This window comes from Streptomyces sp. CAI-85, assembly GCF_013363615.1.
GTDB classification, from domain to species: domain Bacteria; phylum Actinomycetota; class Actinomycetes; order Streptomycetales; family Streptomycetaceae; genus Streptomyces; species Streptomyces antibioticus_B.
Map to the genome: position 1 here is coordinate 117642 of NZ_JAANNX010000013.1, position 26170 is coordinate 143811.

General features: G+C 72.9%; 23 protein-coding genes and 1 pseudogene. 8 read left to right on the plus strand and 16 right to left on the minus strand.

The genetic code is table 11. From position 1 onward, the window contains the following. Positions 1-84: 84 nt before the first annotated feature. Positions 85-1674, minus strand: coding sequence for a protein kinase (locus tag G6W55_RS17795; RefSeq protein WP_175521824.1), 1590 nt, complete (start codon positions 1672-1674; stop codon positions 85-87). Positions 1675-2038: 364 nt separating this feature from the next. On the opposite strand from G6W55_RS17795, the gene G6W55_RS17800 reads away from it, so the two are divergent. Next, a complete protein-coding gene (locus tag G6W55_RS17800) occupies positions 2039-3682 on the plus strand; it encodes a Stk1 family PASTA domain-containing Ser/Thr kinase (RefSeq protein WP_175521825.1) in 1644 nt (547 codons plus the stop codon). A gap of 64 nt (positions 3683-3746) precedes the next feature. Here the strand turns inward: G6W55_RS17800 and G6W55_RS17805 are convergent, their stop codons facing one another. Next, a complete protein-coding gene (locus G6W55_RS17805; RefSeq protein WP_030781549.1) occupies positions 3747-4292 on the minus strand; it encodes a bacterial proteasome activator family protein in 546 nt (181 codons plus the stop codon). A 436-nt stretch (positions 4293-4728) separates the two neighbouring features. Between G6W55_RS17805 and G6W55_RS38730 the strand changes: the two genes are divergently transcribed. After that, the gene (locus tag G6W55_RS38730; protein WP_254876307.1) at positions 4729-5004 is read left to right on the plus strand and encodes a hypothetical protein; all 276 of its coding nucleotides are present in this window, start codon (positions 4729-4731) and stop codon (positions 5002-5004) included. Positions 5005-5015: 11 nt separating this feature from the next. Here the strand turns inward: G6W55_RS38730 and G6W55_RS17815 are convergent, their stop codons facing one another. After that, a complete protein-coding gene (locus tag G6W55_RS17815; RefSeq protein ID WP_175521826.1) occupies positions 5016-5996 on the minus strand; it encodes an NAD(P)H-quinone oxidoreductase in 981 nt (326 codons plus the stop codon). A gap of 165 nt (positions 5997-6161) precedes the next feature. Between G6W55_RS17815 and G6W55_RS17820 the strand changes: the two genes are divergently transcribed. Both G6W55_RS17820 and G6W55_RS17825 read left to right on the plus strand, forming a co-directional pair. Then, entirely contained in the window at positions 6162-7187 is a 1026-nt protein-coding gene (locus G6W55_RS17820) for an ATP-binding cassette domain-containing protein (protein ID WP_175521827.1), read from the plus strand. After that, positions 7184-8035: an ABC transporter permease gene (locus G6W55_RS17825; RefSeq protein WP_175521828.1), complete on the plus strand. Its 852-nt coding sequence runs from the start codon at positions 7184-7186 to the stop codon at positions 8033-8035. The genes G6W55_RS17820 and G6W55_RS17825 overlap by 4 nt, the downstream gene beginning before the upstream one ends. Before the next feature lie 39 nt (positions 8036-8074). On the opposite strand, the pseudogene G6W55_RS17830 reads toward G6W55_RS17825, so the two are convergent. After that, positions 8075-8764, minus strand: a pseudogene (locus G6W55_RS17830) (potassium channel family protein); the annotation flags it as partial. A 101-nt stretch (positions 8765-8865) separates the two neighbouring features. Here G6W55_RS17830 and G6W55_RS17835 point away from each other — a divergent pair. Then, positions 8866-9984: a TrkA family potassium uptake protein gene (locus G6W55_RS17835; RefSeq protein WP_175521830.1), complete on the plus strand. Its 1119-nt coding sequence runs from the start codon at positions 8866-8868 to the stop codon at positions 9982-9984. A gap of 54 nt (positions 9985-10038) precedes the next feature. Here the strand turns inward: G6W55_RS17835 and G6W55_RS17840 are convergent, their stop codons facing one another. The 5 genes from G6W55_RS17840 to pdhA form a co-directional block, all read right to left on the minus strand. Continuing rightward, positions 10039-11433: a molybdopterin molybdotransferase MoeA gene (locus G6W55_RS17840; RefSeq protein WP_175521831.1), complete on the minus strand. Its 1395-nt coding sequence runs from the start codon at positions 11431-11433 to the stop codon at positions 10039-10041. Continuing rightward, positions 11430-12380: an NTP transferase domain-containing protein gene (locus G6W55_RS17845; RefSeq protein ID WP_309243749.1), complete on the minus strand. Its 951-nt coding sequence runs from the start codon at positions 12378-12380 to the stop codon at positions 11430-11432. Before G6W55_RS17845 ends, G6W55_RS17840 begins: the two co-directional genes overlap by 4 nt. A 66-nt stretch (positions 12381-12446) precedes the next feature. After that, positions 12447-13796, minus strand: coding sequence for a dihydrolipoamide acetyltransferase family protein (locus tag G6W55_RS17850; protein WP_175521832.1), 1350 nt, complete (start codon positions 13794-13796; stop codon positions 12447-12449). Beyond that, positions 13796-14800 (minus strand): alpha-ketoacid dehydrogenase subunit beta, encoded by a 1005-nt coding sequence (locus G6W55_RS17855; protein WP_175521833.1) that lies wholly within the window; start codon positions 14798-14800, stop codon positions 13796-13798. The genes G6W55_RS17850 and G6W55_RS17855 overlap by 1 nt, the downstream gene beginning before the upstream one ends. Next, positions 14797-15939: a pyruvate dehydrogenase (acetyl-transferring) E1 component subunit alpha gene (pdhA, locus tag G6W55_RS17860; protein WP_175521834.1), complete on the minus strand. Its 1143-nt coding sequence runs from the start codon at positions 15937-15939 to the stop codon at positions 14797-14799. The genes G6W55_RS17855 and pdhA overlap by 4 nt, the downstream gene beginning before the upstream one ends. A 172-nt stretch (positions 15940-16111) precedes the next feature. On the opposite strand from pdhA, the gene G6W55_RS17865 reads away from it, so the two are divergent. Continuing rightward, positions 16112-16627, plus strand: a complete 516-nt coding sequence (locus G6W55_RS17865; RefSeq protein WP_217687035.1) for an Lrp/AsnC family transcriptional regulator — start codon at positions 16112-16114, stop codon at positions 16625-16627. A gap of 37 nt (positions 16628-16664) precedes the next feature. On the opposite strand, the gene G6W55_RS17870 is transcribed toward G6W55_RS17865, so the two are convergent. Further along, positions 16665-17255 carry a TetR/AcrR family transcriptional regulator gene (locus G6W55_RS17870; protein WP_175521835.1) on the minus strand — a complete coding sequence of 197 codons (591 nt, stop codon included), beginning with the start codon at positions 17253-17255 and terminating at the stop codon, positions 16665-16667. After that, a complete protein-coding gene (locus tag G6W55_RS17875; RefSeq protein WP_175521836.1) occupies positions 17252-18766 on the minus strand; it encodes a 3-hydroxyacyl-CoA dehydrogenase in 1515 nt (504 codons plus the stop codon). Before G6W55_RS17875 ends, G6W55_RS17870 begins: the two co-directional genes overlap by 4 nt. 159 nt (positions 18767-18925) lie before the next feature. Here G6W55_RS17875 and paaN point away from each other — a divergent pair, with 159 nt between their 5' ends. After that, on the plus strand, positions 18926-20620 hold the full coding sequence (paaN, locus tag G6W55_RS17880) for a phenylacetic acid degradation protein PaaN (protein WP_175521837.1): 1695 nt from the start codon (positions 18926-18928) through the stop codon (positions 20618-20620). 18 nt (positions 20621-20638) lie between these two features. Here paaN and G6W55_RS17885 read toward each other — a convergent pair whose 3' ends face one another. The 3 genes from G6W55_RS17885 to G6W55_RS17895 are packed head-to-tail and all read right to left on the minus strand — an operon-like array spanning position 20639 to position 23450. After that, positions 20639-21406, minus strand: a complete 768-nt coding sequence (locus tag G6W55_RS17885; protein WP_175521838.1) for an RNA methyltransferase — start codon at positions 21404-21406, stop codon at positions 20639-20641. Next, entirely contained in the window at positions 21403-22629 is a 1227-nt protein-coding gene (locus G6W55_RS17890; RefSeq protein ID WP_175521839.1) for an HTTM domain-containing protein, read from the minus strand. The genes G6W55_RS17885 and G6W55_RS17890 overlap by 4 nt, the downstream gene beginning before the upstream one ends. After that, positions 22626-23450 carry a DUF5819 family protein gene (locus G6W55_RS17895; RefSeq protein ID WP_175521840.1) on the minus strand — a complete coding sequence of 275 codons (825 nt, stop codon included), beginning with the start codon at positions 23448-23450 and terminating at the stop codon, positions 22626-22628. Before G6W55_RS17895 ends, G6W55_RS17890 begins: the two co-directional genes overlap by 4 nt. Before the next feature lie 321 nt (positions 23451-23771). Between G6W55_RS17895 and G6W55_RS17900 the strand changes: the two genes are divergently transcribed. Then, entirely contained in the window at positions 23772-24917 is a 1146-nt protein-coding gene (locus G6W55_RS17900) for an acyl-CoA dehydrogenase family protein (RefSeq protein ID WP_175521841.1), read from the plus strand. 60 nt (positions 24918-24977) lie between these two features. Here G6W55_RS17900 and G6W55_RS17905 read toward each other — a convergent pair whose 3' ends face one another. Further along, positions 24978-25307 (minus strand): rhodanese-like domain-containing protein, encoded by a 330-nt coding sequence (locus tag G6W55_RS17905; RefSeq protein WP_030781497.1) that lies wholly within the window; start codon positions 25305-25307, stop codon positions 24978-24980. A 42-nt stretch (positions 25308-25349) separates the two neighbouring features. Continuing rightward, entirely contained in the window at positions 25350-26147 is a 798-nt protein-coding gene (locus G6W55_RS17910) for a hypothetical protein (RefSeq protein ID WP_175521842.1), read from the minus strand. Positions 26148-26170: the final 23 nt, after the last annotated feature.

A 26170-nucleotide genomic window follows, 5' to 3' on the forward strand; every position in this document is an offset into this window, starting at 1 on the left:
ACAACGGCACGTTATATCGGTGACCCAGGTCACGGGAAGGGTCAGTCTGACCATGAATGGTCGGACTGACGAGAGGAACAGCGGTCAGCCGAGACCGGCCGTGCCGAGCGCGGCGCCCTGGTCGGTGCCGGTCGACGTGCCGCCGTCCGCCTCACCGGTCCCGCCGTCCGTCCCCGGAGGGCTCGACGCCGGGTCCGGGGACTCCTGGGACGGCTCCGGATTCGTCGGCTCCTCCGTCGGCTCGTTCGTCGTCGGCTGCGACGGCGTGTACGAGGGGGAGTAGGACGGCGTGTACGACGGCGAGTAGTTCTGGCCCGGGTCCGAGCCCGTGCCGCCGTCCGAGGTGTCGTCGGAGGTGTCCTCCGTGGCCTCGTCGGACGGCGACTCGCTGGCCCCGTCGTCGCTCGCGGACTGCGAGGTCGTCGGCGACGGCGTGGTGTCGGCGTCGCCGTTGCCCGTGGTCTTGGTGTTCAGCGCGAGCGCGACGCCCGCCGCGACGGCGATCACCGCGAGCACGGCGAGGATCCACAGCTTGCCGCGGCCGCTGCCCTTGTTGCCGTGGCCCTCGAACCCGCCGTCGTCGCCGCCTCCGTAGCCCATGGGCAGGATCGGCTGCGGGATCTGCGAGGTGCTGGAGCCGTCGTGGTGCGGCATCGCCGTGGTGCTCGCGAAACCGCCCGCGGCCCCGCGGCCGTCGTGCACGGTGACAGGCCCGGTGTTCCAGGTGCCGGTGTGGCCGCCCTGGTCGTAGAGCATCTGGAGCGCGTACTGGACGAGGCCGCGCATCTCCTCGGCCGTCTGGAACCGGTCGTCGGGCTCCTTGGCGAGGGAACGCATCACCATGCCGTCGAGTTCCGGCGGGCAGGCGCCCTCCGAGGTCTGCGACGGCGGCATCGGGATGTCCTGCACATGCTGGTAGACCACCGACAGCGGGGTCTCGCCGGTGAACGGCGGGCGCAGCGCGAGGAGTTCGTAGAGGAGGCAGCCGGTGGCGTAGAGGTCGGAGCGGTGGTCGACGGCCTTGCCGAGCGCCTGCTCCGGGGAGAGGTACTGCGGGGTGCCCATGACCATGCCGGTCTGCGTCATCGTGGTGGACGCGCCGTGCAGAGCGCGCGCGATGCCGAAGTCCATCACCTTCACCGCGCCGTTGTGCGTGATGATCACGTTCGCCGGCTTGATGTCCCGGTGCACGATGTTGTGCTGGTGCGAGTAGGCGAGCGCCTCCAGCACCCCGGAGACGATGATGAGGGCCTGCTCGGGGCCCGGCGCCTCGGCGTTGAGGAGAAGGTCGCGGATGGTGCGGCCCTCGACGATCTCCATGACGATGTACGGCACGCTCTGGCCGCCCACGAAGTCCTCGCCGGAGTCGTACACGGCGACGATCGCGTGGTGGTTGAGGCCGGCCACCGACTGGGCCTCGCGCGTGAAGCGGGCCTTGGACACCGGGTCCTCGGCGAGGTCGGCACGCAGCAGCTTGACGGCGACGGTACGGCCCAGCCGTACGTCCTCGGCGGCGAACACCTCGGCCATACCGCCCCGGCCGAGTCTGCGGGTCAGCCGGTACCGGCCGTCCCCGACCAGTCCGCCGTTGCCCCAGTTCTCCGGCGCGTCCGACATACCGCCGCCAGTCGCCTCGGGGTCGGACGGGCCCTGGGCGCGCTGCTGCTGTGCCATCAGTCCTCGCCGTCGTTTCTGCCCGCGGTGCGCGCGGTGTTGTCACGGTCTCCGTCGGCCACGCTACAGCCTCGGCGCAAGGCGCCGGGCCGGGACGATCCCCTGACGAGCCCCACCGCCGACCGGGGGACGGATCGGTCATACAACCGGTACCCCGGGGCGGCGTGCAAATTCTGTGTACCGCCCGTACGCCCGCTGTAACGCTTCCGCGACGCTTCTTTCTCGTAGGGTCACGGAACGGGCACCGAGCTTGACGTGTCAGGGCCCTGCGGCAGACTTGGCCGGGAATAGCACTTTCGATCAACGGCAGTCAACGGCGGCAGCGACACTCAACGACGCCTGAGGCCAACGGGGGACGCAGAACATGAGCCAGGACGGCGCACAGGGCCGGTACGCGGGGCGGGCGCTCGCCGGCGGCCGCTATCAGCTCCGGGACCTGCTCGGCGAGGGCGGCATGGCCTCGGTCCACCTGGCGTACGACAGCGTGCTCGACCGCCAGGTCGCGATCAAGACACTGCACACCGAGCTGGGCCGTGAGCAGGCGTTCCGCGAGCGGTTCCGCCGCGAGGCCCAGGCGGTGGCCAAGCTCACCCACACCAACATCGTCTCGGTGTTCGACACCGGCGAGGACGACCTCGGCGGTCTGACGACCCCGTACATCGTCATGGAGTACGTCGAGGGCCGTCCGCTCGGCTCGGTGCTCGACGAGGACGTGCGGCAGCAGGGCGCGATGCCCGCCGACAAGGCGCTGAAGATCACCGCGGACGTGCTGGCGGCGCTGGAGATCAGCCACGAGATGGGGCTGGTCCACCGCGACATCAAGCCCGGCAACGTGATGATGACCAAGCGCGGTGTGGTCAAGGTCATGGACTTCGGCATCGCCCGCGCGATGCAGTCCGGGGTCACCTCGATGACGCAGACCGGCATGGTCGTCGGCACCCCGCAGTACCTCTCGCCCGAACAGGCCCTGGGCCGCGCGGTGGACGCCCGCTCCGACCTGTACTCGGTCGGCATCATGCTGTTCCAACTGGTCACCGGGCGGCTGCCGTTCGACGCGGACTCACCGCTGGCGATCGCGTACGCGCATGTGCAGGAGGAGCCGGTCGCGCCGTCCTCCATCAACCGCGCGCTGCCGCCCGCGGTGGACGCGCTCGTCGCCCGCGCGCTGAAGAAGAACCCGAACGAACGCTTCCCCACGGCCGAGGCCATGCGTGAGGAGTGCCTGCGGGTCGCGGCCTCCTTCCAGGCGACCCCGCCGAGCATCGTCCCGGGCGTGCCCTCGCAGAGCGGATCGGGCGTCGGCTCCGCCGTGTTCCCGCCGGTCGGCCAGAGCACCCCGCCGCCGGCGAACGGCGTCCACACGCCGTACCCGCAGCCCCCGACCCCGAACCCGTACGGCACCCCGACCCCGGCGCCCTCCTACGGCTACCCGCAGCAGGGCGGCTACCAGACGCCCACGCCGGGCTACGGCCACCAGCAGGGCCCGCACACGCCTCCCGGCTACAACCTGGGCCCGCAGCCGCCGACCTCGGTGTCCCCGGGCGGCGGCCCGCGCAAGGGCACCAAGCAGGTCGTCGTCGGATCGGTGCTGGTCGCGGTGGTGACGGTCGGCGCGCTGATCGGCAGCCTCGCCTCCGGCGGCGACGACTCCGACAACGGCGGCGGCAAGGGCGGCGACCCCAGCGCCACCGCGTCGGCGACGAAGGCGGCGGGCTACCGCGGCCCGGACACGTCCAAGACGATCGAGACGACCGAGTGCTCGGAGCCGACGGAGTCGTACAACGACCCCGACAAGATCCGGATGCCGAACTTCAAGTTCAAGCACATCGAGTCGGTCAAGGAGTGCGCCCAGGCCGCGGGTTGGAATGTGAACGTCAAGGACTTCGACGAGAACACGTACGGCGAGGGAGCGGTCATGAACCAGTTCCCGCCCGCCGGTACGGACGTCGACCCCGAGGACATGCCGAACATCGAACTGAGCGTGTCGACGGGCAACCCGGGTTACTGAGATCCGCATGAGAAAGGCCCGGCGGTCGTCCGCCGGGCCTTTCCTTTGTCCTAGGGTCCGCTTCCTAGAGGTACGGTCCGCCCGAACGGCCGCCCGTGCGCGGGTCGTCGCCGCCCTCGCCGCCGACGCCCGGCGGCAGCGCACGCCGCATCTGCTCCAACTGGGCACGCGCGGCCATCTGCTGGGCGAACAGCGTGGTCTGGATGCCGTGGAAGAGACCCTCCAGCCAGCCGACCAACTGGGCCTGCGCGATCCGCAGTTCGGCGTCGCTCGGCGTGGAGTCCTCGTTGAACGGCAGGGAGAGCCGCTCCAGCTCCTCGACCAGCTCGGGCGCCAGGCCGTCCTCCAGCTCCTTCACCGAGCTGGAGTGGATCTCCTTGAGCCGGGCCCGGCTCGCCTCGTCCAGGGGAGCGGCGCGCACCTCCTCCAGCAACTGCTTGATCATGCTGCCGATCCGCATGACCTTCGCCGGCTGCTCGACCTGCTCCGTCACCGGGATCTCACGGGAGTCCTCGTCGGCGTCGACGCCGCCGAGCGCCATGCCGTCCTGGCCGACGACCAGGATCCTCTGGGCGTTCTCCGGCGACCTATCGTTCCTCGGCATCTCCATGCCGCCATTCTCTCGCACGCGTCCACCTCATCACCGTGGTGCCCCCTGTGGAGGGTGATCCACCGTTTCCGTTCGGCGCAGTCCCGGATGCGGCGCAATTTCCTTGATGTGAGGCTTGTGGCGTCTTTTCTGGGCGACGGGACAGCGGGAGGGGGTCACGGACGTGACTCCATGGCGGCGGGGACTGTGCGTGATGGGGGTGATCGTCGCGGCGCCGTTCGCCGGGGGCGCGTCGTGCGGGGCGGTGACACTGCCCCCGTCGGCATCGGCGTCGGCGTCCCCGTCTGCTTCGCCATCTGTCTCGGCGTCCGGCAGCGCCTCGCCGTCGGGAAGTCCGGGGTCTCCTTCGGCCTCGGCCTCGGCCTCCCCGGACCGTGCCGGCAGTCTCGCAGGAGAGGGCCGGGTACGGCCGGGGCGGGAGGCCGACGAGGAACAGTTGGACGAGGAAGAGGCCGTAGAGCAAGAAGAGGCGGAGGAGGCGGAGCCGGAGCCGGACACGGAGGCCGACTCCGACCCCGATTCCGACGCCGCCGTGGCCCCCGTAGCCTCCCCGTCCACCGAGGACGGCGGCGGCATACGGCAGGCCGGCACACACGAGCAGCGGGCCGCCGAGGGACCGGTACTGCGGATCCTTCCCCTGGGCAGCGGCCTGGTCCTCATCGGCTCCGGCCTCGCCCTCGCCCTCGCGGGCCTGCGCCTGCGCAGGGGTTGATGCTCCGGCCGCTACGGCGCGACCAGCAGCACCTTGCCCACGTGGCCGCTCTCCTCCACCACCCGGTGCGCGGTCGCCGCGTCGGGGAGCGGGATCTCGCGGTCGACGACGGGACGCACCCGGCCCGCGTCGATCAGCGGCCACACGTGTTCGCGTACGGCCGCGACGATCGCCGTCTTCTCGTCCCGCGGCCGGGCCCGCAGCGAGGTCGCGCTGATCGCGGCCCGCTTGCCGAGGAGGGCGCCGATGTTCAGCTCGCCCTTGACGCCGCCCTGCATGCCGATGATCGCGAGCCGGCCGTTGACGGCCAGGGCGCGGACGTTGCGGTCGAGGTAGGACGCGCCCATGTTGTCGAGGATGACGTCCGCGCCCGCGCCGTCGGTGGCCGCCTTCAGCTCGGCGACGAAGTCCTGCTCCCGGTAGTTGATGAGGATGTCCGCGCCCAGCTCGGCGCAGCGGTCCAGCTTCTCCTTGGTGCCCGCGGTGACCGCGACCCGCGCGCCGACCGCCTTGCCGAGCTGGATCGCCATGGTGCCGATGCCGCTGGAACCGCCGTGCACCAGCAGCGTCTCGCCGGGGCGGAGGTGGGCGACCATGAAGACGTTCGACCAGACCGTGCAGGTCACCTCGGGCAACGCGGCGGCCCGGACCAGGTCCACGCCCTCGGGCACCGGCAGGAGCTGCCCCACCGGGACGGCGACCTTCTCGGCGTAGCCGCCGCCCGAGAGCAGCGCGCACACCTCGTCGCCGACGCTCCAGCCGGACACCCCGGGGCCGAGCGCGGCGATCCGGCCGGAGCACTCCAGGCCGGGGTAGGGGGAGGCGCCCGGCGGCGGGTCGTAGAGGCCCTGCCGCTGGAGGATGTCGGCGCGGTTCACGGCGCCGGCCGCCACCTCGACCAGCACCTCGCCCGCGCCGGCCACGGGATCGGGGACCTCGTCCCACACCAGCGCCTCGGGTCCACCAGGTTCGGGAATCGTGATCGCATGCATGGAAGGGACGCTATCCCCCTCCCCCGGCGGCGGCGCCGACCTCCCCGGCGGGGTTTCCGAGGAAAACGACGTGCGATCACCGATGAGTTCGGGCGACGGTAAAGGTCTCCCCATGCGTAGCCCATGAACGCGGAAGGGCCCGTGAACGCGGAAGGACACCTCACCATGAGCCAGCACACCGCCGGCCTGGCCATCGAGACGGCCGGTCTGGTCAAGACGTTCGGCGAGACCAGGGCGGTGGACGGCGTGGACCTCGCCGTGCCCGCCGGCACGGTCTACGGCGTCCTGGGCCCGAACGGCGCAGGGAAGACCACCACCGTGAAGATGCTCGCCACCCTGCTGCGGCCGGACGGCGGCCAGGCACGGGTCTTCGGCCACGACGTGGTGCACGAGGCCGACGAGGTGCGCAGTCGCGTCAGCCTCACCGGCCAGTACGCCTCCGTCGACGAGGACCTCACCGGCACCGAGAACCTGATCCTCCTCGCCCGGCTCCTCGGCCACGGCAAGAAGGCGGCCCGGGAGCGGGCCGCGCAGTTGCTGGCGGCCTTCGGGCTGACGGACGCGGCGGCGAAGCAGGTCAAGCACTACTCGGGCGGGATGCGGCGCCGTATCGACATCGCCGCGTCCATCCTGAGCACGCCCGATCTGCTCTTCCTGGACGAGCCGACCACCGGACTCGACCCGCGCAGCCGCAACCAGGTGTGGGACATCGTGCGGGCGGTGGTCGCGCAGGGCACCACCGTGCTGCTGACCACGCAGTATCTGGACGAGGCCGACCAGCTCGCCTCCCGGATCGCCGTGATCGACCAGGGCAAGGTGATCGCCGAGGGCACCAAGGGCGAGCTGAAGGCGTCCGTCGGCGCCGGATCCGTCCATCTGCGGCTGCGCAACGCCGACCAGCGCCAGGCGGCCGAGCAGGTGCTGCGGCTGGCCCTGGACGCGGACGTCCAGCCGGACCCGGACCCGGTGGCGCTGACCGCGCGGCTGGGCGCGTCCGCCCAGGACACGGCGGCGGAGCAGGCCGCGCGGGCGCTCGGCGAACTGGCCCGGGCCGGGGTGGTCGTCGACAACTTCTCGCTCGGCCAGCCCAGCCTGGACGAGGTGTTCCTCGCCCTCACCGGCCACGACACGAGCGCGAACACCGGCCAGGACACCGATTCCGACTCCACGAAGGACGGGGTGGCGGCATGAGCACCGCGACGAAGACCACGGAAGCCCAGGACCTCGCCCCCGTCAGCACCGAGTCGCTGGCCGCGCTCCTGCTGACGGCCGAGCGGCCCGCCCGCCCGAGCGCGCTGTCCACCTCGCTGACCTTCGGCTGGCGCGCCGTCCTCAAGATCAAGCATGTGCCGGAGCAGCTCTTCGACGTCACCGCGTTCCCGATCATGATGGTGCTGATGTACACGTACCTGTTCGGGGGCGCCCTGGCCGGGTCCCCCGAGGAGTACATCCAGTTCCTGCTGCCGGGCATCCTCGTGATGTCGGTCGTGATGATCACGATGTACACGGGTGTCTCGGTGAACACCGACATCGAGAAGGGCGTCTTCGACCGGTTCCGCTCGCTGCCCATCTGGCGGCCGTCGACGATGGTCGGCTATCTCCTCGGCGACATGCTGCGCTACACGATCGCGTCCGTCGTGATGCTCGTCGTCGGCATGATCCTCGGCTACCGGCCGGACGGCGGGTTCATGGGCGTGGTCGCCGGGATCGCCCTGCTGATCGGCTTCTCCTTCGCGTTCTCGTGGATCTGGACGATGTTCGGGCTGATGCTGCGCAGCGAGAAGTCGGTGATGGGCGTCAGCATGATGGTGATCTTCCCGCTGACGTTCCTGTCCAATGTGTTCGTCGACCCCCGCACCATGCCGGGCTGGCTCCAGGCGTTCGTGAACAACAGCCCGATCACGCATCTGTCGTCGGCGGTGCGGGGGCTGATGGCGGGCGACTGGCCGGGCACCGAGGTCGCCTGGTCGCTGGGGTGGGCCGGGGTGCTCATCCTGGTCTTCGGACCGCTGACGATGCGGCTCTACAACCGCAAGTAGCGCCGGCCGGCCCCACTCGCCGCCCCCCGGCCCGCCCGCTCAGGCCGGGGGCAGCGGCGGCACCCCGCGGATCGCGGGGCCCCTGGAGTTGGAGCCCTCCCCGACCCGCACGATCGTCACCAGCCGGTCGGTCGGCTCCAGCACCCCGATGGCGGGATCGTCGTAGGCGAGGATCCGGTGGCCGCGGACGACGCTCACCACCAGGTCCTCCGTCTCGCGCGGCCCGCGCCCGGCCTCGGCCTTGGTGACGGGCCGCTCGACGAGGTCGAGGCCGTTGCCCTGCTGTATCAGGTCCTCCATGACCAGGCCGGCGGCCGGGCTGAGCACGGACACGCCGAGCAGCCGGCCCGCCGCGCCCGCGCTGGTGATGACCTCGTCGGCGCCGGACTGCTTCAGCAGCGGCGCGTTCTCCTCCTCCCGCGCCGCCGCCACGATCTTGGCGTTCGGGTTGAGCTGGCGGGCCGTCAGCGCCACCAGGACGGCCGTGTCGTCGCGCTGGGTGGCGATCACGATCCGCCCCGCACGCTGCACTTCCGCCTTGCGCAGCACATCGCTGCGGGTGGCGTCGCCGACCACGCCCTCGTACCCCTCGGCCGTCGCCGCCTCGACCATCTTGGCGCTCGGGTCGATCACGACGACCTGGTCCTTGCTCAGCCCCGAGGCACAGGCGGTCCTGATCGCGGACCGGCCTTTCGTACCGAAGCCGACAACGACGGTGTGGTCACGCAAGGGGACCTCCGGGGTACTGGGCGACACTTCTGATCGGGCACACGAGACCCGCCGGACTCCATGGTGCCCATCGACAGGAACGACACCCCAGGGGGCACGCGATGAAGGACCACGAACGACACCCTGCCAGTAGGGCCAGGCTCTCCCTCTTCCGGTCCCTCTGGTACCGCTCGCGCGTCGAGGCCCGGGACGACGCCGAGGCGGGCCGCTCCATCACGATGCCCGTCACCACGACCACCCCGCCGCTCCAGCAGGTGCTGCGCCGGCTCTCCCTCGCCCTGCTGGTGCTGGCCCTCACCACGCTGATCGTCTACGCCGACCACGGCGGCTACAACGACAGCTCCGACGGCTCCGTCGACTTCCTGGACGCCGCCTACTACGCCACGGTCACCCTCTCCACCACCGGCTACGGCGACATCACCCCGGTCAGCGACACGGCCCGGCTGATCAACATCCTCGTCATCACCCCGCTGCGCGTGGTCTTCCTGATCATCCTGGTCGGCACCACCCTCGAAGTGCTCACCGAGCGCACCCGCCAGCAGGTCCGCGTGCACCGCTGGCGGACCCGCACCTACAACCACATCGTGGTCGTCGGCTACGGCACCAAGGGCCGGCACGCGATCGAGACGCTCGTGGGACAGGGCATCCCCAAAGACCAGATCGTGGTCGTGGACGCCCAGCGCAAGGTCGCCGAGCTGGCGGGCGACGCCGGTCTGGTGGCCGTGATCGGCGACGCCACCCGGTCGGACACCCTGCTGAAGGCGGAGGTCCAGCACGCCTCCCGGGTGATCGTCGCCCCGCAGCGCGACGACACGGCGGCGCTGGTCACCCTCACCGCCCGACAGCTCAACCGGCGGGCGACCGTCGTCGTCGCCGCCCGCGAGGACGAGAACGTGCCGCTGCTCAAGCAGTCCGGCGCGGACACTGTGGTCACCAGCTCCAGCTCGGCGGGCCGGCTGCTCGGCGTCTCGATGGTCAGCCCGACCGTGGCACGCACCCTGGAGAACCTGATGACCCTCGGCAGCGGCCTGGACATCGTCGAACGCCCCGTCACCAAGGCGGAGCTGGGCCAGGCCCCGCGCGCCTGCGCCGATCTGGTGGTCGCGGTGGTCCGGGGCAAGCAGCTCCTGGACTACGCCGACCCCCGGCTCAGCAAGCTCCAGCACGGCGACCGGGTGATCACGGTCAGCCGGGCGACGGCGGTCGTGGAGCCGGTGTGACGCCCGGAGTGGCGGGGGAATGCGGCAATCGCGCGTGTTTCACGTGAAACGGTTTCACGTGAAACACGCGTCCACCCCCGCCGTGGCCCACGGCAGATCGAGGATCTCCGCCTCCTGACCCGCCCGTGCGCCGCCCGGTGGGACGACCGCGAGGGCGTCAGCCGCCGCGATGCCCCGGAGCATGGCGGGGCCGTTGTAGTGCAGCGGCACCGCGTGGTCGCCCCCGAGGGCGACCGGGACGAGCCGGGTGTCGTGCGGGTGGCCGTGCGCCGCGTCCCGCAGGGGCAGCGTGTAGGGCTCCGGAGCCGGCCGGTCGGCCAGGGTGCGCAGCAGCGGCTCCGCGAGCGTCAGCAGCCCGGAGACGGCCGCGAGGGGGTTGCCGGGCAGCCCGACCAGGTGCCGGCCGTCCCCGATGCGGGCCAGCAGCATCGGGTGGCCGGGGCGCACCCGGACGCCGTCGACGAGCAGCTCGGCGCCGATCCGGCGCAGCGTGGGGTGGACATGGTCGACGGGGCCGGACGCGGTGCCGCCGGTGGTGACGATCAGTTCGGCGGTGGACGCGGTGACGGCCCGGTGCAGGGCCTGCGCGTCGTCGCCGAGCCGGCGCACGGCGACGACCTCGGCTCCCAGCGCCCGCAGCCACGGCGGCAGCATCGGCCCGAGCGCGTCCCGGATGAGCCCGTCGTGCGGACGCCCCTCGGTGAGCAGTTCGTCGCCGAGGACCAGCACCTCGACCCGGGGACGCGGTACGGCGGCCAGGGTGTCGTAGCCCGCGGCCGCGGCGAGGCCGAGCACCGCCGGGGTCACCACGGCCCCGGCGAGCAGCAGCCGGTCCCCGCTGCGGCACTCCTGGCCGCGCGAGCGGATGTCCTGGCCGTGGCTCATGTCCCGGGTGGGGTGCAGCCGGCCCTGGTCGTCGGTGCGGCCGTGCTCGCTGCGCAGGACGGCGGTGGTGTCCGCCGGGATCCGGGCCCCGGTGGCGATCCCGACGGCCTCGCCGTCGGCGAGCGGCGCGGGGGCCGCGCTCCCGGCCAGCACCCCTTCGTCCCTGACCCGCCAGGGGCCGGGCCCGGCGACGGCCCAGCCGTCCATCGCGGAGGTGTCGAAGGGGGGCAGGTCGGTGAGGGCGGTCAGCGGGGCGGCCAGGACGAGTCCGAGGGCGTCGGCGAGGGTCACGGAGACATGGGTCCGGGGGGCGCGGGCCGCACGGGCCGCGATCGTCCGGGCATCGGGCCAGGGGGTGGCCCGGTGGCGGTCCTCGCGCGGGGCGGGGTCCGGGGTGCGGGAGGGGCGGGCGGCCGGCTCCTCGGGGTGCGCGGGCTCCGGGGCGTCGCGGTCCTTCACCAGGGCCAGCACCTCCTCGACGTCGAGATCGTCGGCCTCCCGGGTGTCCCGGGTACCCCGCTCGTCGTCGGCGGCGCGGTCCTGCCGGAGCCCGCGGGCGCTCATCCGGCGTCCGGTCCCGGGGCACCGGCGCCGGAGTCCTTCTCGGACGCCCCGGCCTTCTCGGACTCCCCGGCCTTCGCGGCCTTCTCCTGCTCGGCCTCCTCCGCCCAGCGCAGGGCCAGTGCGGCGGCCTTGCGGGCGGCCTCGGCGACCGCCTCGGGGCCGCCCCCGGCCCGGGCGGCGGCGTAGCCGACCAGGAAGGTGGTCAGCGGGGCGGCGGGCCGGGCCACGCCGTGGGCGGCGTCGCGGGCCAGGTCCAGCAGGACCTTGATGTCGACGTCGAGGTCGAGGCCCAGCTCGTCCTTGGCTGCGGAGATCCATTCATCCAACACGTGGCCATGCTCCCTGATCCGTGTCCTGGCGGTGGCGATGTCGTCCCAGGTGTCGCAGTCGAAGGACGCGACGGGGTCGGGGACGCGCGTGAGATCGAGCCCGGCGGTCAGCCGGCGCAACGGCAGACCCGTGAGGTTTCCGGCCGCGGCGGAGAGCGCCGCCAGTTCCCGGCGCAGGGCGGCCGTGCGGTACGCGGCGACGAGCGGCTGGTCGCGGCCGTCGGCGTCGGTGAGCAGCGCGCCCTCGGTCCCGCCGGAGCGCAGCGCCTCCAGCAGCCGACGTACGGTCGGCGCCGCGAGGAAGGGCAGGTCGGCGGAGAGGACGAGGACGTCGTCGGCGCCGGTGCGGCGCAGCCCCGCGTCGAGAGCGGCGACGGGGCCCGCGCCCGGCGGGTCCTCGCGGGCCCAGCGCACGGGGCGGGAGGTGGGCCGGGGGTCGGCGACCACCACGGTGGTGCGCGCGTCGGCGCAGGCGGCGAGCACCCGGTCGAGCAGGGCCCGCCCGCCGACCCGCACACCGGGCTTGTCGGCGCCGCCGAGCCGCCGCGCCCCGCCGCCGGCGAGCACGACGGCGTCGTACGGGGCGTACGGGGCGGCGGAGTGCTCGTACGAGGTCACCCCCCGAGTATGCGGGCCCCCTCGATCACAGGGAACGCGGGGACCCGTGTCACCCGGGGCGGGCGGTCACAGGGTGCGCAGCAGCACCGCCGGCTGTTCGACGCAGTCCGCCACGTACCGCAGGAAGCCTCCGGCCGTACCGCCGTCGCAGACCCGGTGGTCGAAGGTGAGCGAGAGCTGGACGACCTGACGGACGGCCAGTTCGCCTTCGTGCACCCATGGCTTGGGGATGATCCGGCCGACTCCGAGCATGGCCGCCTCGGGGTGGTTGATGATCGGCGTGGAGCCGTCGACGCCGAACACGCCGTAGTTGTTCAGCGTGAACGTCCCGCCGGTCAGCTCGGCGGGCGTGAGGCGTCCGGCCCGGCCCGCCTCGGTGAGCCGGGCGAACTCGGAGGTGAGTCCCTCGGCGTCCCGGGCGTGCGCGTCACGGACGACGGGGACGACGAGCCCCCGGTCGGTCTGCGCCGCGAAGCCGAGGTGCACATGGTCGAACTGGACGATCTCCCTGGCCGCCACGTCGACCGCGGAGTTCAGCTCGGGGAACCGGGCCAGGGCGGCGGTGCAGATCCGGGCCAGCAGCGCGAGCAGCGAGATCTTCGGTCCGCCGGTCGCGTTCATGGCGGCGCGGGCGCGCATCAGCTCGGTGGCGTCGGCGTCCACCCAGCAGGTGGCGTCCGGGATCTCCCGGCGGCTGCGGGAGAGCTTGTCCGCGACGGCGCCCCGCACGCCCTTGAGCGGCACGCGGCGGCCCTCGGTGAGGGCGGAGGAGACGGCGGCCGGGGCGGCGGGCGCGGGCGCCGGTGCGGGGCGCTCCTCGGTGACGGCCGCGCGCAGGGCGTTCTCGACGTCCGCGCGCAGGATCAGGCCCTGGGGGCCGGTGCCCTGAAGCTCCTTCAGATCCAGTCCGTTCTCACGGGCGAGCCGGCGCACCAGGGGCGAGATCACGGGCACGGGACCGTCGGAAGCGGCGGGAACAGCGGGAACAGCGGGAGCGGCAGGCGCGGCGGGTGCCGTGGGAGCGACCAGTGCCTTCGGGGCCGCCGGCGCCGATGCCGGTACCGCCGCCGGACGGACCCGGCGCCTGCGCGCGGGTGCCTCCGAGGTGCCGTACCCGACGAGCACGTTGCCCGAGCCCTCGGACGCGCCGGTCTCGCCGCCGTCGGACTCCGAGCCGACCGCGACCGTGATCAGCGGGGCGCCGACGGGCAGTTCGGTGCCCTCCTCGCCGAAGCGGGCGGTGACGACACCGCCGTAGGGGCAGGGCACCTCGACCATCGCCTTGGCCGTCTCGACCTCGACGACCGGCTGGTCGACGGCGACGACGTCGCCGACCTGGACCAGCCAGCGCACGATCTCCGCCTCGGTGAGCCCCTCGCCGAGGTCGGGCAGCTTGAACTCCAGGACCTGTGCCATCAGTTGCCCGCCTCCCACTGGAGCCGTGCCACGGCGTCCAGGATGCGGTCGACGCCGGGCAGGTGGTGGCGCTCCAGCATCGGCGGCGGGTAGGGGATGTCGAACCCGGCGACACGCAGCACCGGCGCCTCCAGATGGTGGAAGCAGCGCTCCGTGACGCGGGCCGCGATCTCCCCGCCCGGGCCGCCGAAGGAGCCCGATTCATGGACGACGACCGCGCGGCCGGTCCGCCGGACCGAGGCGGCGACCGTCTCGTCGTCGAACGGCACCAGGGAGCGCAGGTCGACGACCTCCAGGTCCCAGCCCTCGGCACGGGCCGCCTCGGCGGCTTCGAGGCAGACGGGGACCGAGGGGCCGTACGTGATCAGGGTGGCGCTGCGGCCCGGGCGGCGCACCACGGCGCGGCCGATCGGGTCGACGGTCCCCGGGTCCTCGGGGTTCCAGGTGTCCTTGGACCAGTACAGGCGCTTGGGTTCGAGGAAGACCACCGGGTCGTCGGAGGCGATCGCCTCGCGCAGCAGGCCGTAGGCGTCGGCGACCGTGGCGGGGGTGACGACGTGCAGGCCCGGGGTGGCGATGTAGTACGCCTCGGAGGAGTCGCTGTGGTGCTCGACGCCGCCGATGCCGCCGCCGTAGGGGACGCGCACGGTGATCGGGAGGGGCATCCGGCCGCGGGTGCGGTTGCGCATCCGGGCGACATGGCTGATGAGCTGCTCGAACGCCGGGTAGGCGAACGCGTCGAACTGCATCTCCACGACCGGGCGCAGACCGTACATGGCCATGCCCACGGCGGTGCCGAGGATGCCCGCCTCGGCGAGCGGGGTGTCGGTACAGCGGTCCTCGCCGAACTCCTTGGCGAGTCCGTCGGTGACCCGGAAGACGCCGCCGAGGGTGCCCACGTCCTCGCCCAGGACGTGCACGGACGGGTCGGCGGCCATCGCGTCGCGCAGGGCGCGGGTGAGGGCCTGTGCCATGGTCGCGGGCTTGAGGGCGACGGTCGTCATCGGTGGCCGCCTTCCGGTTCGGCTTCGGCGTCGAGCTCGGCGCGCAGCAGGGCACGCTGTTCGCGCAGGTGGGGGGTTTCCTCGGCGAAGACGTGGGCGAACAGGTCCGCCGGGTCGAGCGCGGGGTCCTGGTTCATCCGGGCGCGCAGATCGGCCGCCATCGTCTCGGCGGCGTCCCGCGCGGCCTCCCGGGCCGCGTCGTCGAGCAGCCCGCGCGCGGTCAGTTCGCGCTCCAGCAGCACGATCGGGTCGTGCTCGCGCCAGGTCTCGACCTCGGAGTCCCCGCGGTAGCGGGTCGCGTCGTCGGCGTTGGTGTGGGCGTCGATGCGGTAGGTGACGGCCTCGACCAGGGTGGGTCCGCCGCCCTCCCGCGCGCGCCGGACGGCCTCGGAGAGCACCTCGTGGACGGCGGCCGCGTCGTTGCCGTCGACCAGGCGGCCCGGCATGCCGTACCCGACGGCCTTGTGGGCCAGGGAGGGCGCCGCGGTCTGCTTGGCGAGCGGGACGGAGATCGCGAAGCCGTTGTTCTGGACGAAGAAGACCACCGGGGCCTGCCACACGGCGGCGAAGTTCAGCGCCTCGTGGAAGTCGCCCTCGCTGGTGCCGCCGTCGCCGACCATGGCCAGCGCGACCACGTCGTCACCCTTGAGGCGGGCGGCGTGGGCGAGGCCCACGGCGTGCGGGAGCTGGGTGGCCAGCGGGGTGCACAGGGGGGCCACCCGGTGCTCGTACGGGTCGTAGCCGGTGTGCCAGTCGCCGCGCAGCAGGGTGAGGGCCTCGACGGGGTCCACGCCGCGTGCCACGACGGCGAGCGTGTCGCGGTAGCTGGGGAAGAGCCAGTCGCGCTCCTCCAGGACCAGCGCGGCGGCGACCTCGCAGGCCTCCTGGCCGGTGCTGGAGGGGTAGACGGCGAGCCGGCCCTGCTTGGTGAGGGCGGTGGCCTGCGCGTTGTAACGGCGGCCCAGCACCACCTGGGCGTACAGCCGCCGCAGCAGCTCGGGGTCGGTCTCCGCGGCCGCCTCGGTGCCGAGGACGCGACGGGGCTCGGCGTCGGGCAGCAGCGGCGCGGGGTCCGTGCGGGGCTGCCAGGCGGGCGGCGGGGTGGGCCGGTAAGCGCCCCGCTGCTCCATGACCGTCATGACGGCACCTCCTCGGGCGATGGCTACGAGACGTGTCGCCTGTGACCCGCCTCACCTACCGATTGTTCGGTCGTCGGCACATTTTGGCTACAGGCGCCCTCAGGCTGTGGACAAACGGTTCTCCACAGCCTGAGATGGACGCAGTACGTCCATGGCGGAGAGGCGGGGGGACATGGCACCTGAACAAATGGCCGAGGACCCCGTGGCCCCGGAGCCCGAGAGCGCGGCCGTGACGCCGCCGCCGAGGCCGCTGGACGCCATCGATCAGGACATCCTCCAGATGCTCCAGACGGACGGCCGGGCCTCCGTGCGGTCGGTCGCCGAGCGGGTGCACGTCTCACGCGCCAACGCCTACGCGCGCATCAACCGGCTCATCGAGGACGGGGTGATCCGCGGCTTCGGCGCCCGGGTCGACCACGAGCGGGCCGGTCAGGGCACGAGCGCGTACATCACGCTGAAGATCGTGCAGAACTCCTGGCGCACGGTCCGCGAGCAGTTGCGGCTGCTGCCCGGCGCCTCGCACATCGCCCTGGTGGGCGGGGACTTCGACGTGCTGCTGCTGGTGCACACACCGGACAACCGCGCGCTGCGCGAGGTGGTGCTCACCCGGCTCCAGGCCATCCCGGAGGTGCTCAGCACCCGCACCCTGCTGGTGTTCGAGGAGGAGGACCTGGAACCGCAGGCGTGAGACCCCCTGAGGCACCCTGAGGCACCCGGCCGGGTTTCTAGTGCTGGGTGCGCAGGCCGGCGAAGACCAGCCGGGTCACCGCGTCGGCCACGTCCTTCTCGACCATTCCGCGGCCGCCGGGCCGGTACCACTCCACGATCGAGTTGATCATCCCGAAGACCAGCCGGGTGGCGAGCCGCACCTCCACGTCGCCCCGCACGTCCCCCTCGTCCGCGGCCGCCCGCAGCAGGTCGGCCACCCGGTGGTCGAAGTCGCGGCGCCGCTCCAGCGCCCACCGCTCGGTGTCGGTGTTGCCGCGCACGCGCAGCAGCAGCGTCACATAGGGCAGCTCGCCGATGAGGACCTCGACCATGCGGCGCACCACGTACTCCAGCCGCTCCACGGCCCGTCCCGTGCGCGCGGGCTCCTCGTCGAGGATCCCGAAGAGACCGTCCAGGGCACGGCTGACCGCCCGGCGCAGCAGCTCCTCCTTGCCGGAGACATGGTGGTAGATCGACGACTTGGAGATGCCGGCCGCCCGGGAGAGGTGCTCCATGGACGTGCCGTCGTAGCCGCGCTCGTTGAACACCTGGACGGCGACGGAGAGCAGCGTCTCCGGGGTGTAGGTGTCGCGCTTGGCGGTGGTCACGAGGCGCCCTCCCGCTTCTCGGTGGCGTAGGAGTGCCGGTACAGCGCCAGGGAGGGCGCGTAGCGGCCGGACGGGTCGCGCTCGTGCAGATCGTCGAGGAGCGAGCAGGCCCAGGTGCGGCCCAGCCGGCGGCTCCATTCGAAGGGGCCCAGGGGGTAGTTCACACCGAGCCGCATCGCGGTGTCGATGTCCTCCTCGGTGGCGACGCCCTTGGCGACGGCGTCGTGCGCGAGGTCGACGATCCGGGCGACCGTGCGGGCGACGATCATGCCGGGGACGTCGCCGATGACGCTGACGTCCTTGCCGAGCGCCTGGAACAGGCCGATCGCCTCGGAGAGGGTCTGCGCGGAGGTGTCCTGGGAGGCGGACAGGGCGATGCGGGTGGCCTTGCGGTAGTCGAAGGCGAGGTCGAAGTAGACGACGTCGCGGAACTCGACGGACGTCTGGCCGTCGGCGAGCGTCAACTGTCCGCCGCCGGGGAGCACCAGCCGGGTGCCGTGGTCCTCCTCGTCCTCGCGGACCTGGACGCCCGCCTCGCGGATCAGCGCGAGCAGTTCGGACGCGGGGCCGAGGTCGCCCTCGGCGACCACGTAGGCGGGCGCCGGGCGGGGCTCGGCGGTGTGCGGCTCGGCGGGCTCGGCGCCCTCGCGGTAGTCGTACCAGCCCTGGCCGCTCTTGCGGCCGAGGCGGCCGGACTCGACCAGGCGGCGCTGGGCCAGCGAGGGCGTGAACCGCACGTCGTGGAAGAAGGACCGCCACACCGAGTGGGTGACGGACTCGTTGACGTCCTGCCCGATCAGGTCGGTCAGCTCGAAGGCGCCCATCCGGAAGCCGCCGCACTCGCGCAGCACCGCGTCGATGGTGGCGGGGTCGGCGCCCTGCGCCTCGTAGACGGCGAACGCCTCGGCGTAGAAGGGGCGCGCGATGCGGTTGACGATGAAACCGGGGGTGTCGGCGCAGGCGACGGGGGTCTTGCCCCAGGCGCGGGCGGTCTCGTACGCGCGCGTGGCCGAGGAGACGTCGGTGGCGTACCCGGAGACGACCTCGACCAGCGGCAGCAGCGGGGCGGGGTTGAAGAAGTGCAGGCCGACCAGGCGGCCCGGGTTGCGCAGGGCGCCGCCGACGGCCGTGACGGACAGGGAGGAGGTGTTGGTGGCGAGCAGACAGTCCTCGCCGACGATGTCCTCCAGGGCGCGGAACAGCTCCTGCTTGGCGCCCAGCTCCTCCAGGACGGCCTCGACGACCAGGGCGCAGTCCGCGAGGTCGGTGAGGTGCTCGGCGGGCACCAGCCGGGCGCGGGCCGCGTCCCCGTCGGCGGCGGTGAGACGGTTCTTCTCGACGAGCCGGTCGATCCGGGCGCCGATCGCGCCGGCGGCCTCCCGGGCCCGGCCGGGGGCGGTGTCGTACAGCCGTACGAGGTGGCCCGCGAGCAGCGCGACCTGGGCGATGCCCTGGCCCATGGTGCCGGTGCCGACGACGGCCACGGGGCCGGCGAGGTCGAGTGCTGTCATGTGCGCGATCCTCCCGCACGGGGTTTTCCACAGATGCGGCAGGCCCCCTTGTCCCGACCGATCGTTCGGTTACTCTAGCTCTGACTGGTGGTTCCTGCCCAGGTTTCCGCCTGGTCATGGGCTCGAAGAAGAGTTCTCACGACGAGGAGTTGGTCCCGCATGGCCGCCGCCGAACCGACCACGCACGATCTGATCGCCCAGCACCGGCCCACGCTCGACCAGGCCCTGGAGGCGATCCGCACGCGCGCGTACTGGTCCCCCCACCCCGAGCACCCGAAGGCGTACGGGGAGAACGGCAGCCTGGACGCGGCGGCCGGCAAGGCCGCCTTCGACGCCGTGCTGAACACCCGCGTCGACCTCGGCCAGCCCGGCACCGACGACTGGGTCGGCGGCGAGGTCTCCCCGTACGGCGTGGCGCTCGGCGTGACCTATCCGCACGCGGACGTGGACGTGCTGCTGCCCGCGATGACGGCCGGACAGCGGGCCTGGCGGGACGCGGGCGCGGAGGTCCGCGCGGTGGTCTGTCTGGAGATCCTCAAGCGGATCAGCGACCGGACGCACGAGTTCGCGCACGCGGTCATGCACACCTCCGGCCAGGCGTTCATGATGGCGCTCCAGGCGGGCGGCCCGCACGCGCAGGACCGCGGCCTGGAGGCGGTGGCGTACGCGTATGCCGAGCAGGTCCGCACGCCCGGCACCGCGGAGTGGACCAAGCCGCAGGGCAAGCGCGACCCGCTGGTCCTCACCAAGACCTTCACGGCCGTCCCGCGCGGGATCGCCCTGCTCATCGGCTGCAACACCTTCCCCACGTGGAACGGCTACCCGGGCCTGTTCGCCTCCCTCGCCACAGGCAACGCGGTCCTGGTCAAGCCCCACCCGCGCGCGGTGCTGCCGCTCGCGCTGACCGTGCGGGTCGCGCGCGAGGTGCTGGCCGAGGCCGGCTTCGACCCGAACCTGGTCGCGCTGGCCGCCGAGCGCCCCGGCGAGGGCATCGCGAAGACCCTCGCCACCCGCCCCGAGATCAAGATCGTCGACTACACCGGCTCGACGTCCTTCGGCGACTGGCTGGAGGCCAACGCCCGCCAGGCGCAGGTCTACACCGAGAAGGCCGGCGTCAACACGGTCCTGGTCGAGTCCACCGCGAACTACAAGGGCATGCTCGCCAACCTGGCGTTCTCGCTGTCCCTCTACAGCGGCCAGATGTGCACCACCCCGCAGAACCTGCTGATCCCGCGCGACGGCATCCGCACCGACCAGGGCCCGAAGACCTACGACGAGGTGGTCGCCGACCTCGCCCGCGCGGTGGACGGCCTGCTCGGCGACGACGCCCGGGCGAACGCGCTGCTCGGCGCGATCGTCAACCCGGACGTCAAGGCCCGTATCGAGGCCGCCGCGAGCCTCGGCGAGGTCGCGCTCGCCTCCCGCGAGGTGACCAACCCGGAGTTCCCGGACGCGGTCGTGCGCACCCCGGTGATCGTCAAGCTGGACGGCGCCAAGCCGGACGACGAGGCCGCCTACATGAGCGAGTGCTTCGGCCCGGTCTCCTTCGCCGTCGCCGTCGACTCCCCGGCCGACGCCCTCGCCCTGCTGCGGCGCACGATCCGCGAGAAGGGCGCGATGACGGTCGGCGCGTACACCACCGACCCGGAGGTCGAGCGGGAGATCGAGGAGGTCTGCCTGGAGGAGGCCGCCCAGCTCTCCCTGAACCTCACCGGCGGTGTGTACGTCAACCAGACGGCCGCCTTCTCCGACTTCCACGGCTCCGGCGGCAACCCGGCGGCCAACGCAGCCCTCACGGACGGCGCCTTCGTGGCCAACCGCTTCCGCGTGGTGGAGGTCCGCCGGGACGCGTGACGCCCGCCTGCGGGCCGCCTACGCGGGTGCGCCTCCGGAAGCACTCCAGTGGTACAGCGTCATCGCCACGCTCGTGGCGAGGTTGTAGCTGGAGACCTGGGGGCGCATCGGGAGGGACAGGAGGTGGTCCGCGCGGGCGCGCAGGGCCGGGGAGAGGCCGCTGCGTTCCGAGCCGAAGGCGAGCACCGCGTCGTCCGGGAGTTTCACGCCCCGCAGGTCGTCCCCCTCGGGGTCGAGGGCGAAGACCGGGCCCGGGGGCAGTTCGTCGACGGTCAGCCGTTCCACGGCGGTCGCGAAGTGCAGGCCCGCCCCGCCGCGTACGACGTTCGGATGCCAGGGGTCGACCGTGCCGGTGGTGACCACCCCGGTCGCCCCGAACCCGGCGGCCAGCCGGATCACCGCGCCCGCGTTGCCGAGGTTGCGCGGGTCGTCCAGGACCACCACCGGCGCGGTGCGCGGAAGGCGGGCCAGGAGCGCGAGCTGCGCCGCCCGGGCGGGGCGTACCGCGAGCGCGGCGACCGCGGTGGGGTGCGGACGGGCCACCAGGGACCTGTACTCCGCCTCCGGGACCTCCGTGAGCAGCGCCTCCAGCCGGGGCCGTACATCGGGGGCCAGCTCGTCGGCGAGGGCGAGCGCCGCCCGCCGGTCGGCGGTGACCGCCACCGGGATCTCGGCACCGAAGCGCACCGCGTGCTTGAGCGTGTGGAAACCGTCGAGCAGGACGCACCCGTCCGCCAGCCCACGCCAGCGCGCCAGGGTGCCGGGAGCGTCGAGGGCGTCCGTCATGCCTCGAAGCCTACGTGCGTCGGCTGGGCGCTCTGCGGCGCGCGCTGTTCCGGCACGGTCGCGGCGGCGGCACCCCGGCCGCCGTTCCGCGCGAACACCAGCACCCGCGCGCGTACCGTCCACCGGCCCAGCCGCCGCAGGAACGGCGTCGGCAGGAACACCGCGTCCGCCGCGATCATCGCCAGCGAGAAGAACGGCAGCCCCAGGATCACGGCGATCGCCGCGTGCTCCAGCATCATCAGGGCCAGCAGGACGTTCTTCACCCGCCGGTTGAACAGCGTGAACGGGAAGGCGACCTGCACGAGCACGGTCCCGTACGTCACCAGCATCACCATCGTGCCGCTGCTCGTCAGCAGATCGCCGAGGAACGGCCACGGGGAGAAGTAGTCGAGCTGGAGCGGGTAGTACGCCGCCGTGCCGTCCTGCCAGCGCGAGCCCTGGATCTTGTACCAGCCGGCCGTCGCGTAGATCAGGCACGCCTCCGCCATGATCACGACGAGGGCGCCGTTGTGCAGGATGTTGCCGATCACGTCGAGCAGGATCCGCGGCTGCTCCGAGCGCGCCCGGCGCACGACCGCCCACCACAGGCCGAGCGAGGCCCACACCGCCCACAGCAGCACCGGCACGGTCGGGTCGCCGTCGAGCCCGCCCGTCCCGGTCAGCACGACCAGCGCCGCCCCCAGGACGGCCCACAGCACGGGACCCACCCGGTCGGTGACCCGCTCGCCCCGCGCGCGTGCCTCGGCCGCGCGGCGCTCCCGGCGCGCGTCCAGCGACCAGACCCGGCCGCAGCGCGTGAACACGAGGTAGACGGCCATCAGGTGCAGGACGTTGTCGCCGCCGTCGCCCATGAAGACACTGCGGTTCTGGAGCGACAGCACACCGACCATGAACAGCACCGACATGGTCCGGGTCCGCCAGCCCACCAGCAGCGCCGCGCTCGCCAGCAGCGCCAGCGCGTACACGGCCTCGAACCAGAGGCGGCCGTCCGACCACAGCAGCAGCGTGAACGCCCCGTTGGAGTCCACGAGCTGCCGGGCCAGGTCGAAGCCCCACGGACCGTCGGGCCCGTACAGCTCGGCGCGGTGGACGAACTCGCGCAGCAGGAACAGCAGCCAGGTCGCGCTGAACCCGATACGGATCATGGCGCTCTGGTAGGGGCCGAGCGCCGACTCGGTGACGCGGGCGATGGCCGCCGACACCGTCAGGGTGAACCGGTTCACTTCGCGTCCCCCTCGGCCTCGCCGGGCAGCACGGACCACCAGGGCAGCACGCGGAACACCGGCTGCGACGACACCTTCTCCGTGGTCCACTCCGGCGGCCGCACATTGAGCGTCCGGGAGCGGATCTGGACGCGCTCGACGACCCCGTCCGCGCCGTTCGCGCCGCCGCGCTCCAGCCGCAGCACCACGATCCGGCGCAGATACGTCTCGGAGAGCGACCCGCGCTCACCGACCGCGCGGTTGTCGGAGTCATGGCTCGCGGTGAAGAAGTCCCAGGCGCGGCGCAGCTCGTTCTGCTGGGTGTGGCTCGGCACCAGATTTCCGTCGATGGCCCGGCCGTCCTGCGCGGACAGGTCGTACCAGCCGGTGGTGCGCGAACCGCCGTCCGCGGTGCGTATCTGGGCGCGGACCTGGACGGCGATGTTCTGCTGGAGGGGATTGGGCGCGAACAGCTTCCAGTTCTGCTCGAACTCCGGGTAGATCCAGTCGTCGATCGCCTCGCCGTGCGTCTTGGTGACCGTGTTCGAGGGCGCGACGTGCAGGAACACCATGCCCAGATGGACACAGACGGCGACCGCGACGACCGCGAGCGCCAGCGCCGCGCCGATCTGGTAGCGGGGCGAGAGCGCGGCGACCCCGGTACGCGGCTCGGGGGCGGGCGCGTCGGAGGAGACGGGAGAGGCGGGGGAGTCCGGGGAGTCCGGGGAGGCGTCCGGGACCGCCTCGGGGGCGGGCGGCGCCTGCGGCTCCCGTGCCGCCGCCCCTTCCGCCTCCGCCTCCGCCTCCCGAGAGACGTCCGAGCCTGAGTCGTACGCGTCCATTCCGCCCCGTTCCCCGATTCCGGTCGTCTTGCCGCACCGCGCAATCGCGAACGGTACCCACCCTCACCCGTTCGGCGCAGCCCTCCCCCGGGCCACCGGCCGTCCCGGGGCCGTGAGCTTGTCCACAGCGGTGGACACCCTACGACGCCGGCGGCGACGCCCTCCGGGCCGTTCAGGTCCGTTCCGGGCCGCGGAGGTCCGTTCCGGGCCGCGGAGGGCCGTTCCGGGCCGCGGAGGGCCGTTCCGGGCCGTTCCCTTCTCCTAGAACCTGTTCTATCTTGACGAACCGTCAGATCAGCGTCCCCGTCGGAAGGACAGGCCGTGGACTTCACCTTCAGCGAGGAGCAGCAGGCGGCGGCCGAGGCGGCGCGCGGGGTGCTCGCCCAGGTCGCGCCCGACGGCGTCCCCAGCCCCGCGCTCACCCAGGGCCGCCCCGTCGCCGACGACCTCGACCGGACGCTGTGGGCCCGGCTCGCCGACGCGGACCTGCTGAGCCTGCTGCTGGCCGAGGAGTACGGCGGCGCCGGTCTGGACGCCGTCGCGCTCTGCCTGGTGCTGCGCGAGGCCGGCCGGGTGCTCGCGCGGGTGCCGCTCCTCGAACACAGCGCCGCCGCGGCCGCCGTCCAGGCCGACGGCGGGCCGGAACTGCGGTCCGCGCTGCTCGCGCGCGCCGGGCGGGGCGAGACCGTGCTGACCGTCGCCGCCCACGGCCGCACCGGGCACGACGCCGCCGAACTCGCGGTGACCGCCCGGCCGGACGGCGACCGGGACGGCGGCTGGCTGCTGGACGGGGTGCAGACGGCGGTGCCCTGGGCCTTCGAGGCGGACTTCCTCCTCGTACCGGCACGCACCGGCGACGACCGTAGCGTCCTCGCCGTGCTGGCCCGCGGACAGGAGGGGACCGCGCTCGCGCCGCAGGTCTCCACCACCGGCGAGCGGCTGGGCGAACTGCGGCTGGAGTCGGTCCGGGTCGCCGCCCGGGACATGATCACCGCCGACGGCGCCTGGGACCGGCTGCGGGCGCTGCTCACCACCGGCACCTGCGCGCTGGCGCTGGGGCTGGGCGAACGGGTGCTGGACATGACCAGCGCGTACGCCGGGAAGCGGGAGCAGTTCGGGCATCCGATCGCCACGTTCCAGGCCGTGGCCGTACAGGCCGCCGACCGCTATGTCGATCTGCGGGCCATGGAGGTCACCCTGTGGCAGGCCGCCTGGCGGATCGCCTCCGGGGCGCCGGGCGCGCTGCCCGTCGCCGGGGACGTCGCCGTCGCCAAGATCTGGGCCTCCGACGGCGTACGGCGGGTCGTGCAGACCGCTCAGCATCTGCACGGCGGGTTCGGCGCCGACGTCGACTATCCGCTGCACCGCTACCACGCCTGGGCCAAGCACCTGGAACTGTCGCTCGGACCGGCCGCCGCGCACGAGGAGGCACTCGGCGACCTGCTGGCCGCCCACCCCCTCGGCTGAACGACGGTCCGCGGCCGGACCGCTACGGAACCGCCGCACTGCTACGGAGCGACAGGACCTTCAGAGAACCGAGCCGGGCTGTCCGTCGTCCCGGACGACCGGGCGGCCCGCTGCCTGCCAGACCTGCATCCCGCCGTCGACGTTCACCGCGTCGATGCCCTGCTGGACCAGATACATCGTGACCTGCGCCGAACGGCCACCGGAACGGCAGATCACATGGACCCGCCCGTCCTGCGGCGCGGCCTCCGTCAGCTCGCCGTAGCGGGCGACGAACTCGCTGATGGGGATGTGCAGCGCCCCCTCGGCGTGGCCCGTCCGCCACTCGTCGTCCTCACGGACGTCCAGCAGGAAGTCGTCGTCCTTGAGGTCACCGACCCCGACCGTGGGCACACCAGCTCCGAAACTCATGTCCCCGACGCTACCCGACCCGGCTCAGCCGACGAGCTGAGCCAGCTCGCCCTCCTTCTCGGCGACCTCGGCGAGCAGCTTGTCGGCGATCTCGGCCAACAGGGCGTCGGGGTCGTCCGGGGCCATCCGCAGCATGGAGCCAATGGCGCTCTCCTCCAGATCGCGGGCGATCAGCGTGAGCATCTCCTTGCGCCCGGAGAGCCATTCGAGCCGGGCGTACAGCTCCTCGCTGGGCGTCGGACGCCGCTCGGCGGGGGCCGGTCCGGCCGCCCACTCCTCGGCCAGCTCCCGGAGCTGTGCCGTGTCACCGCGGCCGTAGGCGGCGTTGACCCGGGTGATGAACTCCTCGCGCCGGGCCCGCTCGTCCTCCTCCTGCGCCAGGTCCGGGTGGGCCTTGCGGGCCAGCTCGCGGTAGAGCTTGCGGGCCTCCTCGGTGGGCCGCACCCGCTCCGGGGGCCGCACCGTCTGGTCCGTGAGCATCGCCGCGGCCTCCGGGAACAGGCCCTCGCCGTCCATCCAGCCGTGGAACAGCTCCTCGACGCCGGGCATCGGCAGCACCCGGGCCCGTGCCTCCTCCGCCTTGCGCAGATCCTCGGGATCGCCGGTACGGGCGGCCCGGGCCTCGGCTATCTGCGCGTCCAGCTCGTCGAGCCGGGCGTACATCGGGCCGAGTTTCTGGTGGTGGAGCCGCGAGAAGTTCTCGACCTCGACGCGGAAGGTCTCCACCGCTATCTCGAACTCGATCAACGCCTGCTCGGCGGCCCGCACGGCCTGCTCCAGCCGCTCCTCGGGCCGCGGCTGCTCAGCTTCGGGGGTCGTCACCCGACCAGCGTAGGCCACACACC

What these genes read in the sequence shown, in the direction of transcription:
- G6W55_RS17795 (WP_175521824.1), bottom strand. Translation starts at nt 1,674, where the DNA reads ATGGCACAGCAGCAGCGCGCCCAGGGCCCGTCCGACCCCGAGGCGACT.
- G6W55_RS17800 (WP_175521825.1), top strand. Translation starts at nt 2,039, where the DNA reads ATGAGCCAGGACGGCGCACAGGGCCGGTACGCGGGGCGGGCGCTCGCC.
- G6W55_RS17805 (WP_030781549.1), bottom strand. Translation starts at nt 4,292, where the DNA reads ATGGAGATGCCGAGGAACGATAGGTCGCCGGAGAACGCCCAGAGGATC.
- G6W55_RS17815 (WP_175521826.1), bottom strand. Translation starts at nt 5,996, where the DNA reads ATGCATGCGATCACGATTCCCGAACCTGGTGGACCCGAGGCGCTGGTG.
- G6W55_RS17820 (WP_175521827.1), top strand. Translation starts at nt 6,162, where the DNA reads ATGAGCCAGCACACCGCCGGCCTGGCCATCGAGACGGCCGGTCTGGTC.
- G6W55_RS17825 (WP_175521828.1), top strand. Translation starts at nt 7,184, where the DNA reads ATGAGCACCGCGACGAAGACCACGGAAGCCCAGGACCTCGCCCCCGTC.
- G6W55_RS17835 (WP_175521830.1), top strand. Translation starts at nt 8,866, where the DNA reads ATGAAGGACCACGAACGACACCCTGCCAGTAGGGCCAGGCTCTCCCTC.
- G6W55_RS17840 (WP_175521831.1), bottom strand. Translation starts at nt 11,433, where the DNA reads ATGAGCGCCCGCGGGCTCCGGCAGGACCGCGCCGCCGACGACGAGCGG.
- G6W55_RS17850 (WP_175521832.1), bottom strand. Translation starts at nt 13,796, where the DNA reads ATGGCACAGGTCCTGGAGTTCAAGCTGCCCGACCTCGGCGAGGGGCTC.
- G6W55_RS17855 (WP_175521833.1), bottom strand. Translation starts at nt 14,800, where the DNA reads ATGACGACCGTCGCCCTCAAGCCCGCGACCATGGCACAGGCCCTCACC.
- pdhA (WP_175521834.1), bottom strand. Translation starts at nt 15,939, where the DNA reads ATGACGGTCATGGAGCAGCGGGGCGCTTACCGGCCCACCCCGCCGCCC.
- G6W55_RS17865 (WP_217687035.1), top strand. Translation starts at nt 16,112, where the DNA reads ATGGCACCTGAACAAATGGCCGAGGACCCCGTGGCCCCGGAGCCCGAG.
- G6W55_RS17875 (WP_175521836.1), bottom strand. Translation starts at nt 18,766, where the DNA reads ATGACAGCACTCGACCTCGCCGGCCCCGTGGCCGTCGTCGGCACCGGC.
- paaN (WP_175521837.1), top strand. Translation starts at nt 18,926, where the DNA reads ATGGCCGCCGCCGAACCGACCACGCACGATCTGATCGCCCAGCACCGG.
- G6W55_RS17885 (WP_175521838.1), bottom strand. Translation starts at nt 21,406, where the DNA reads ATGACGGACGCCCTCGACGCTCCCGGCACCCTGGCGCGCTGGCGTGGG.
- G6W55_RS17895 (WP_175521840.1), bottom strand. Translation starts at nt 23,450, where the DNA reads ATGGACGCGTACGACTCAGGCTCGGACGTCTCTCGGGAGGCGGAGGCG.